This window comes from Halorubrum yunnanense, from assembly GCF_026586675.1.
GTDB lineage: Archaea > Halobacteriota > Halobacteria > Halobacteriales > Haloferacaceae > Halorubrum > Halorubrum yunnanense.
Map to the genome: position 1 here is coordinate 25,861 of NZ_JAODIX010000050.1, position 10,057 is coordinate 35,917.

Below are 10,057 nucleotides of genomic sequence, written 5' to 3' on the forward strand. Positions count from 1 at the left end.
TCCCTGTTGCGGGATGTGTAACACGGCCTCCAGCTATTTACCAGAGAGAAAACGACTTCCGATATGGAACGCAAAGCGCTCGCAGCGCTCTGCCTACTGGCGCTGGTGGCGCTCGCAGGCTGCTCAGCAACGGGATCGGTGTCGATGGAGACCGCGGACGACGCGGAGATAGCAGAAGCCGCCAGCCGGCCGGCTGTCGTGGACAGTCCGGCTCCCGACGAACGGAGGGTGGTCCGGGAGGCGATCGAAAATGGCTCGGGGACAGCCACAGCTACCGGTCCGCCGGTCAAACGGGGACTGCCGCTCGCATATGGGGACCGCTACTACGAGATCGACTGGAACGTCACCGGCACCGGGCCCGGGACCGCGTTCGCCGTCGGCGTCGATCTCAACGGGACGGCGCCAGCCGACGAGACAGTTGACTTCAATGAGCTCTCCGAGCGTGACCGCCAGCTACTGGGTAATCTACTCACAGCTATGAGCGAGCGCGAGTCCCGACTCAGGCCCGGCCCCGAAATCGCCATTCCCGAGGAGTACACGATGGCGGAAACCAACGAGAGCGTGTTGTTGTCTGGTGAGTACAGCGCCGTTCGGCACAACGGCACCGTCTACCCCTTCGTGCTGGAGGAACGTAGAGAGGTGACGTTGACCCGGTACCGTTACACCGTCAGCGGGGTCGCCGACAGCACTAGCGCGTACGCGCAGCAACTTCGCGATGAGCACCTATTCAGGCTGTCAGGGCTCTCGGAAGCCGAGCGGTCGGTGGTGAACGAGGCGATCGACGGCGTCTATTACGCCGAGGACACCGACGACGAGTCATTCCGGTCGCTAATGGACCAATTCTCGGCGGAGTCGGCGATTGAGGCTGACAGCTACGATGGCACCTGGCTGGTGCGCTACGATGGGGAGGTGTACACCGCGGACCTTTCGTACGGGGGGTTTAACCAGAGCGAGCGGCCCGTTACCGGGTGATAACGGCTCCGCCTGCTCAGGGTGCCCACTACTCGGACGGTGCGCGACATCAAGGTCCCAGCGGACGCTTTTCGCGACCTACATTTACCTCGCCGGCCTCACCGTTGTCCATGATTGAGTAATACCCGTCGCAGGACGTATTGCTCTCGGTCAAGTTGTCACAGGATATCTCACGGTCGGCCAGCACCGTCTCAAAGCATTCGAAGTGATCGTGGGCGACCGTGAGCTATCTCTTGAGGTTCTGCGCTGCCGTGAGTCTCAGTCTCGCTCTTGTGTAGAGCTGCGGAAAGACGATTTTACATTTTGTACACCTGCCGCCGTCCAGCGATCTGAGTCCTAGTTGGCGTAGTTAATTCGCTGTGGGTACAACTCAACGGTCCCTTTCCGTGTTTCTACGTAGAAGCGCCGGATCTCGCTCAAGCGCAGCCGTTGACACAGTCCCAACTACGTCGGCAATACTTCCAGAGTCGTACTAGGTCATCATGGCGATCAGTTGCTCAAACACTTCCTCAGAAACGGTGAGACTGGTGTATCTGTCCGACGGCGTTACCAAATTGCGGCAAATACGGATCAGCCTACGGTACGATGTTGACCTCAACTAGGGTTAAATCTCGGAAGTACGATTAGCCAATACAACGTGCTCCGTCGAAAAGTGGCGGTCAGTCTCTTACGTCCCATGTCCTAGTTCACACTCTCATAATATAGCGGCTTTCTATCGGATCAACACAGCAGATTATCGGTGTTTCTAGGTCTTCTATCCCGTTTCTAACAATGTGTTATATGACATTACGAGACCACAATATCTAACATCTAATTAGTCATTAGTCCACGACATGGTGGTACTCAGATGGATTTGAACAAGACTGACCAGCTGATTTTAGCAAAGCTCAGAGAGGGGCGATGTACCCCCCGATATTTAGCCGATGAACTCAACCGAAACCAGTCATACGTGAGTCAACGACTACGACATCTTCAGAATGAAGGACACGTTGATCGTGTACATCGAGGGTTGTACCGCAGTGCTGCCGTTGACTCATCTCATGTTTCAGCTGAAGATCTGGTTGAATCGTATGAGCCAGCGGAATTAGTGTCCTCAGTTACCAACTGTAGTCAGCACGATGCTACTACTAATGAAGTGTTCCCAAAGCCGTCATCACTCTCGATCGAATTCGGTACCGATGATGTCTCGACCGTAGTTTCACGTGTCTGTCAATCTGGAACGAGCGAAGAGCAACAAGTCTTGGAGTCCATCTTTCGCGATATCTTATGGACACTCATTCAGGATGGCCAGATAACGGATCAAGAACTGCGCGCAGAAGTAAACCGCCTAACTGATATTGATGTCGTCGAATTTCGTGATATTCACCAATATGAGACTGAGATCACGAACCAACTTTCAAGCCATCCTCAGATTTCTTTGAAACGTAACTCACTGTCGCAGGAGATAATCTATACTGGCGAATCACCGATCCTCCGTTTATAATATCAGTTCACGTTCAGAATGAGCGTGACCGTGGTTACATTCAAATCGCAAGGGGGTTGTTTGACCAGTGTCAGAACTTTAGTATTGTTGTCTAATGAACTCAACTGAGGGGAATCACATATCTAAAGGGGTGATCGAAATTAAGAAAACACACCATATTAATCCAGATTAATAACACATATGGCAGCAAACAGTCCAATTTTGATAGATAATTTAGAATACCCATCAATCCATTGGAATATGTGGAAAATATTATAATAATCCGGTTCTAACTTCTGGTCAAGGCGATAACATGGAACCAGATGATCCACGACAACAGACCCTCCAGATGGATCGTGATACCTATGTTTGGGATACGGCTGAACACCTAGAAAAAATGTATTGGGACGACGAAATGACGCTTGAGGATATCGCGGAGAAGGCCGAGGTATCTATAACAACGGTCCATCGGCGAATGAAAAACCGCAAAGTCCCAACACGGGGACCTGGACCATGGACCACTCACAGTACCTTCCGAACAAACACCGGTGGCAACGAGGAAGCTTCCGGATCACACGAATCAGTCGACATCCATCGGCTGGTAATGATCGCTGAGTATGGGACAAAAGCTGTGTGTAACCGTGATGTTCATCATAGTACGAAGATCCCATTCGATAATCGCCCGAACAACCTCGAGTTGCTGTCGCATAGTGAACACACGACTCTCCATAACCGGTTGAAAAACCACCCTGAGGACCAAGCGACATTATTCAAGTTTGCATCTAATGGTGAAAATAAACCCAATTATCTACAGCCACTAAACAAGTGAACCACCCTAGCCACGGTGGCCCATGGTTTCCCGTAGATTAGTCGAGCACACTTGCCTATCATTAATCATAGCTTCGAGTCCCGACAGTCGTCAAGCGGTATCCTGAGAATGGCAAAGCGGTCATCGTCGCATGTTACAAGAACGCCAACGAGATCATCCTCGTCCCCCTTGAACAGCGGTTCGACCGGGCAGATGTCTACGGCTACAAACCTGGTGGGACGATCACAGGGCGGACCTTCGTCAAAGAGTACGGAATCGAGCATGACGAAACGGTTCGCTACCATCCGGAGTGGGATGACGACATCGGCGGCGAGCATGTTGATGGAGGCTTCCGAGTCGACCTTGATCAGGACGGCGAGGTCGTCAATACAGATGCGTCTGAAGCCGACAGCACCACCGACGGGTCTGAAGCTGCCGACTAGCAGCTCCCGCACGACCATCGGGAGCCGGCCGTAGTCACAGCGTCGCCGCCCCCGACCCTCCATTTGTTTCTCGCGAGAGCCCAACCTCTCGGAGACGCTAGCGGTGACGATCCCCAACTGATCACTGCCTGACGCAAGACAACCGACAGGCTCGCCCCACGCCGACCCACTCCTGAATACCCCCCCAGCCCCAACGATCTCCCACACGACTCCTAACCCACGCCTGTCTCACTCTCGACGCAAAACTATCGGATGGTTCTCTTCAGGCTCACTATCCACTGGCCGTTGAGGTACAAGAAGCGTGTCCTATACTCGCTCATCACCATCGAATCCCTCAAACTCGGAATCGCACTTCCGAGAGCGATATTATCGAGTTGCTGTTTCGACCCAGCGGGATGCGATCAGTTTCTGCTACCGATTTTCCCGCTTCAGCGATTCCTAACGCGGAAATGGAAAACGACCCCCCGACTGTCGACGCAAAAATGACTCACAAATGGAGCGCGACCCCCCGACTGTCGAAACAAAAATGGCTCACGAATGGACCGCGACCCCCCGACCCTCAATACAAGGCTAACACACGAGTAGAACGCAACCCCTCGACGAAGTATTCTCAGCAAGCCACACCAATACTGACTCTCTAGCTCTCAGCTATCGAAGACCAACTTGTGCCAGCGCCCTCACACCCCACACCTCCCAAGTCAGCCTCACTCCTTTCGCGATAGCTACCGGCTCGATCACCCCACTACTCAGTGCTTCCTACCACATTTAGTATGATTTTCACAGCCCATCCGACCCTGTAAATACCAGACAGCACCGGGATTACGGTTGTCCGTATATAGTCTCGTAAATACCAGACGCCACCGGTATTCGGCGGGTGCGTATTAATTAGCAAGTCCCGATCGCACGACCACCTGGCATTTGCCTATTTACCAGACGGCGGCATGATATGGCCTTCTCGTATATAGTCCCGTAAATACCAGACAGCACCGGTATTGCGGGGGTGTGTATTAACTCTCAGAACACGAGGTGCGACACGCGAACCACCAGCATAAATACCAGACGGTGGCGTGATACGGCCGTCTCGTATATAGTCTCGTAAATACCAGACGGCACGGGGATTGCGGCATTCTGTATATAGCTAGTGATCTTGATTCAAATTCTCCAGTAATACCAGACGGCGTGGCGATTGACACCTCCTCTATTAATTTATGTATTATATCTATCTATTTCTGTAAATACCAGACGGCGGCGGGATTACGGGGGTTCGTATATAGAATAGCACCCGCAAAATCGAGCGTCGTTGTTCAGCCATAAGCAGAGATAGCTTTAGAGGTCCTATAAAGCAATCTCCTACCCCCGTCGCAGTTCAGCCGAATTCACACAATTATCAGGGCAGATGAAGTTCAGTAGATAGTCGCGTAGCGAACGAGTCAGGGCGGAGCCGAGAAACGGACGCGGGAAAGAGGGGGAGACGGAGAGCGGACGAGGGGGAGACTATCAAGGATATGATAGTGGATGGAACCCTGCGTGAGCGGCGCAGAGAGACGGGGGCACGAGGCGATGAAGAGGGGCCGACGACAGGGGAGCAACAACCAACGGCGGGGCGACGGAACACCACCAGCATCGACGACAACACGAAACACCCGACCACCCGGAACGACGGACGAACCCAACCGGGATGACCGACGATCGGCACAACGAGAAAGCGAACCCGACGCTCGACGACGGACCACCAGCTGATCGATAGTACCCCAGAGGCGATCCGCGACACTACCAACAAGACCACTCCGACGGCGACAACTCGATGAGCGACGATAAGCGAGGACGGACCAGCAGGGACACCGACCAGCGACGACCGGCGGAGACAACCCGACGGCCTGGAAGCGACACAACGACTTCGAACCACGACCACCATCGAGACCGGACCAGCAAGCGAGCGACGACGAGGGGGACCACCGAGACGACACGACACCCGACGACGAACAGCGGCGGCGGGGCGACAACAGGAGAGAAGGGCCAGATCACGATGCGAGAGTGCGGGGTGGGGGGCGCGGTCGACGACGTCGAGAATCGCGGTTGCGATGTGAGCGGTGAGGGGTAGGTGTGCGGGGGACGCGATCGTGACTGTACCGAGCGGACAGCAACGGTGGGTGGTGGGGGCGACGACGACACCGAGACAGCGACACTACGGGGGCGACGAGGCGACGGGACCAGCAAGGACAACGACGACGTCGGCGGCGACCGAACAGCGAGAGCGAAGCGACGGTGGGGGTGGGGCGGCGACGACGAAGACCGCGATCCGAAACCGCCGCAGCGAGGGACAGCTATCGACGACCGTTCAGCAGGGGGACAGCGATCGGCAGGGGGGCGAGAGAGGCGAGGGGTAGTGGGGGAGAAAGAAGAAGTGGAAGGCAAAGATTGATCCCCCCGGATTGCCGTCGGCGGGTCGTTCAGGACGGAGCCGATGTGGATGCTCAGGGCGGGGCCAGATGGCGGCGCGGGGGCGGGGAGTAGCCGGGGTCGGCAGAGGCTGAAAGTCCCAAGGAGTAGGCGCGAGCGAATCCCGGTTGATGTCCCAGAAAGACTCGCCCGGAAGGGGACTTACTACGTGGGAGCAAATCGAGTCGGTATGGGAGACCAAATTAGCGCGATGGTAGATGAGGATCTGAACAGCATTCTCGAAGCGATGGCAAAGCACCATGACATCCCGAAGAGCAGAGTGATCGAGCTGCTCCTCCGAGAGGGGGTCCACGCACGCGAGATGCGGTACCGCTACGAACAGATGGACGCAAAGCTCGATCACCTCATCGACAGCCTCAATGTGGGGTCGAGCGCAACGGACGCAGTCGAGGACCGATTCGAAACAGTCAGCGAACGGTCGTTGCCCGCCGGCGTCGCTGGTGTGGAGTTAGCCGACAGCCCACTACCGTACTTCCACAGCGCCGGGAGCTATCCAGATCGATCGGACGAGGAGGCAGCTGTCCGGGACCAGGTGTTCGACGAACGGGATGCGGTCGGGGCAGGGGATGACGACGACTGATCGAGAGGGGGCGATGAGCGATACAACAAGAACGAGTACTTCACACTGAAGCAGCTCGGCACCCCCACCATCTGATGGTGATCGGGAAGCCGAACACCTACACCACAGACGAGAGCGAGACGAACGTTTCAGTCGATCCCGAGGCACTCATCATCGTCGGCGAACCGACTCGAGAGAGGTGGGAGGCAGAAATGGCCGAGTTCACCCTCGACCAGATCGAAGCGTACGAGGACGGCACTGCGCCCCACTTCGACGAGACCAACACCACTACGAGTACAACATCGGCGAGCTTCGAGAATACGACGGAACCGTCGTCGACGGGCTGACCGAAACCGACGCCGAAGCTGCTACCCCAGACCCCGGCAGTCCAGACGACGAATCGCCGACTCCCGAGAGGGACTGTCTCCCGGTAGCTGTGACTTCTCTGTAGTGCGCTACAAGAATGTTAGCTAGCGTGTATCGCGTCTGGTGGGCGGTGATCGGTCTGTGGAGTCTGTTTTTATTTCTCGATTTGGGTGAGGTGAACAGTCAAAAGGGAAGCACCGCACGGGAGAGAGCTCCCACAGAGCCGTCTCGATTTTCAACCAGTTTGCCGCTCGCGTCATAGTGTGGACACACACTGCCGGCAGGGTCCAGACGACCAGCCACGCGAGCGGCCATTCAACATCAACTAATGCGACCAGAACATCTTGAACAATCAGTCTTCGACCGTTGGGGCCAGCAATGCGTGGTCTGCGGTCGAACCGTAGAAGAGTGGCTTGAAACTAACTCCGGAGCGCGCAACCAGGACAAACTCTCTTTTCACCACGTCAACGGCGACGATACGGATCAGCGTGTCGAGAACGTGATCCCGCTGTGTCAGAGCTGTCACGTCCACATCCACAAGGTGGACGAGCCACCCTACCGGATATGGCATCGACAGCTCCCGATCGAACACCGTCATGCATGGAACGAGTACCACCACGAATACTACGAGGGGCCACGCCTGACTCGTGAAGAAGCTGTGAACCAGTTCGGCGACGATGGGGGCGTCCCAGTGAGTGTAAAGTATCTCGTTCATGAACGCGAGGGCTTCGACCCTGATGAGTTTGAAGCACCTGATATCGACTTGCTTCCCGACGATCATGCTGACGATGATTGTGACGAGTCCGACCAAGACGACGATGGCGGCGACTGTAACGACGACGGCACCGCCACGTCGTAGCGGCTGATCTTAGCGGTTATTTTTCACGGTAAAGGGTCTCTGCGCCCACTAGAGTCGACTTTTAGAAAAGTGTTAAACTTCTTATACGGATAGGGATAACCTCAAACTAAGTATGCCCTGGTAGCGTGGAGAAACCACCTGTCGCATGCGGCAGGTAGAGGTGAGTCAAGGGTTACAACCCATGTAGGTCGCCTAACAAGCGATCAGGCCGGCGCCGTGGTTTGGGATCCCAGTTTCGGCTGGGAGTGGCGGTCCTGAGCTATGGTCGGCTGCCAAAGGAATCTGGAGTACATGGTTCACTCGGAGCCACCGACTGCGAGGCTCCGAGGCGGATATCGATGGGGAAACCCCGTTGATAGTGAGCAACACTGTAGCTACCCCCCCTCCCCCAGCCGATAGGCTATCGATTGCGCTTCACTGCTCCCTCTGGCTACGGGGGCAGCCCCACCGGGATTACAGGTCCTGTGTTGAGATTTACTAGTTCGCAAGAATGGTGAGCACGCTCTCGTTCAGATCTGTTCAGTAGTCACAGTTGACGAGTGGACAACTGGTGGGCCGTAGTCGGTTGAAGAGAGAAGAAGTTGGAGACTGCTTGAGTGGGTCGCTGCGAGACGAGTCGTTTGTAGCTCCCGAGTGGGGTGGGGTGGGGTGGGAAGAACATGGGTGAGTTGGCCACAGCCCAGCACATGATGGTGCTGACGTGGTCGCCCACCGTTCCCGCCTCAATCACATGAACGGACGTTACAACCTACTGTTGTCTCGTCGTTTCGACGTTCAACCACCTCGCGCTGGCTCCCAGGGAGGCAGCGATGACTAGTCCTCGCCGGCGCACACGGGAACGGACAGCTCGCGAAGCACTCGAGATGCATCTCGCACAAGCGATCACGCGATGTGAGTCGACCGTTGTGCGTGCGCACCTCGAGGCAGCCCGCGAGCAGTGTCAACGCCTGCCGCTGACACCGATTGTTGAGTGTCCTGTCTGCGGAGCGGCCGGCCTGCCAGAACGGATCGCTGAACACGATTGTCCTGTGGACACCCGGGACCACTGAATTCCTCATCTTGTCCCTCCCGTATCTATAGAACGATCGGTGACAAGCAGCAACGAGTATCTCAGTTAAATTCCCTACCTCCGACGGCTTCGATGTCTTCCACGGACGCGAGTTCATCACGATCCGGGAAGACGGCCAGCTCGCACCGAACTCCACGGTTGTCGACCAATACCTCGAAGACACCGAAGCGGTGATTCTCGCGTACAACGAGGACAGCAACGAGGTCGCACTCATCCCGCTATCAACAGATTACGATCGGGGTGATGTCTACTCGCTCAAACGCAGCGATGGAAGTACGGTAATCGCCGCAACAGAATTCTTCAAAGAACACGATCTCTCCGTGGATCAAACTGTTCGGTATTCACCGGAATGGAACGAGAACATCGGCGGCAGTAACGTCCCTGGTGGGTTGGTTATCGACCTCGATGAAGACGGAGAGGTCTACGCGGCTGCCTCACCGTTGGGGTCTACTGAAGAGACCTAACACTCGGCTCCACACCAGATTAGGCTCCCCCACAAACACGATAGACTACTGGACTATCTCTGTCCATAGACAGTCGACGTGCGCTCCAAGACCAGCTTTTCTTTTTGCGTCCTCGTCCCATTCTCAGAGCGACCCAACATCAGCCATCGTAACACAGGCCAGTCCTCTCACACTCCTCTGCGGATACTTAGTCTGGAAGACGAACCACCAGTACATCAGCGTTGAACTTGAGACGAACCAGCGACACATCAGCGTTGAATTGGGGACAAACTGAAGACACATCAGCGTTGAACTGGAGACGAATTAGCATCAAATCCCCGTCCTAACAGCCCCAAACCAAGACTTTCAAAGAGCAAAATGCGGATCGCTGTTCGGCGAGAAACCCGCTTCCAGCAAGCACAGCCCTTGCCCATTATTGCTACCACCACCAAACGTTCTATCATATCTAGTATGGTTCTAACGGCATACTCACCCTACTAAATACAAGACGGCGCTTGATCTGGGCGGGTTCGTACATACGATCGTACGCTCTTGTGTAGCACATTGTTGATTTCAGAGAGTAGCTTTGACAGCGTGTTTGAGCGCTTCTCGTCCG

8 protein-coding genes and 1 pseudogene are annotated in these 10,057 nt (G+C 55.5%); 8 read left to right on the top strand and 1 reads right to left on the bottom strand.

Annotated features, from left to right (window positions below):
* Positions 1-63: 63 nt before the first annotated feature.
* The 3 genes from N5096_RS11930 to N5096_RS16535 all read left to right on the top strand — a co-directional run bounded on the left by N5096_RS11930 (position 64) and on the right by N5096_RS16535 (position 3,263).
* On the top strand, positions 64-972 hold the full coding sequence (locus N5096_RS11930) for a hypothetical protein (protein ID WP_256948742.1): 909 nt from the start codon (positions 64-66) through the stop codon (positions 970-972).
* A gap of 847 nt (positions 973-1,819) precedes the next feature.
* A complete protein-coding gene (locus N5096_RS11935) occupies positions 1,820-2,455 on the top strand; it encodes a helix-turn-helix domain-containing protein (protein WP_094495670.1) in 636 nt (211 codons plus the stop codon).
* Between the two features lie 454 nt (positions 2,456-2,909).
* On the top strand, positions 2,910-3,263 hold the full coding sequence (locus tag N5096_RS16535) for an HNH endonuclease (protein WP_379790375.1): 354 nt from the start codon (positions 2,910-2,912) through the stop codon (positions 3,261-3,263).
* Positions 3,264-3,328: 65 nt separating this feature from the next.
* Here N5096_RS16535 and N5096_RS11940 read toward each other — a convergent pair whose 3' ends face one another.
* Complete coding sequence (locus tag N5096_RS11940) at positions 3,329-3,892, bottom strand: hypothetical protein (protein WP_267664979.1); 564 nt, start codon at positions 3,890-3,892, stop codon at positions 3,329-3,331.
* 1,597 nt (positions 3,893-5,489) lie between these two features.
* On the opposite strand from N5096_RS11940, the gene N5096_RS11945 reads away from it, so the two are divergent.
* The 5 genes and pseudogenes from N5096_RS11945 to N5096_RS11965 all read left to right on the top strand — a co-directional run bounded on the left by N5096_RS11945 (position 5,490) and on the right by N5096_RS11965 (position 9,462).
* The gene (locus tag N5096_RS11945; RefSeq protein WP_267664981.1) at positions 5,490-5,786 is read left to right on the top strand and encodes a hypothetical protein; all 297 of its coding nucleotides are present in this window, start codon (positions 5,490-5,492) and stop codon (positions 5,784-5,786) included.
* Positions 5,787-6,335: 549 nt separating this feature from the next.
* Positions 6,336-6,725 (top strand): hypothetical protein, encoded by a 390-nt coding sequence (locus N5096_RS11950; RefSeq protein ID WP_267664983.1) that lies wholly within the window; start codon positions 6,336-6,338, stop codon positions 6,723-6,725.
* Positions 6,726-6,799: 74 nt separating this feature from the next.
* A complete protein-coding gene (locus tag N5096_RS11955) occupies positions 6,800-7,051 on the top strand; it encodes a hypothetical protein (RefSeq protein ID WP_267664986.1) in 252 nt (83 codons plus the stop codon).
* 347 nt (positions 7,052-7,398) lie between these two features.
* Positions 7,399-7,803, top strand: a pseudogene (locus N5096_RS16540) (HNH endonuclease); the annotation flags it as partial.
* Positions 7,804-9,168: 1,365 nt separating this feature from the next.
* Complete coding sequence (locus N5096_RS11965; protein ID WP_267664989.1) at positions 9,169-9,462, top strand: hypothetical protein; 294 nt, start codon at positions 9,169-9,171, stop codon at positions 9,460-9,462.
* The last annotated feature ends 595 nt before the right edge of the window (positions 9,463-10,057 follow it).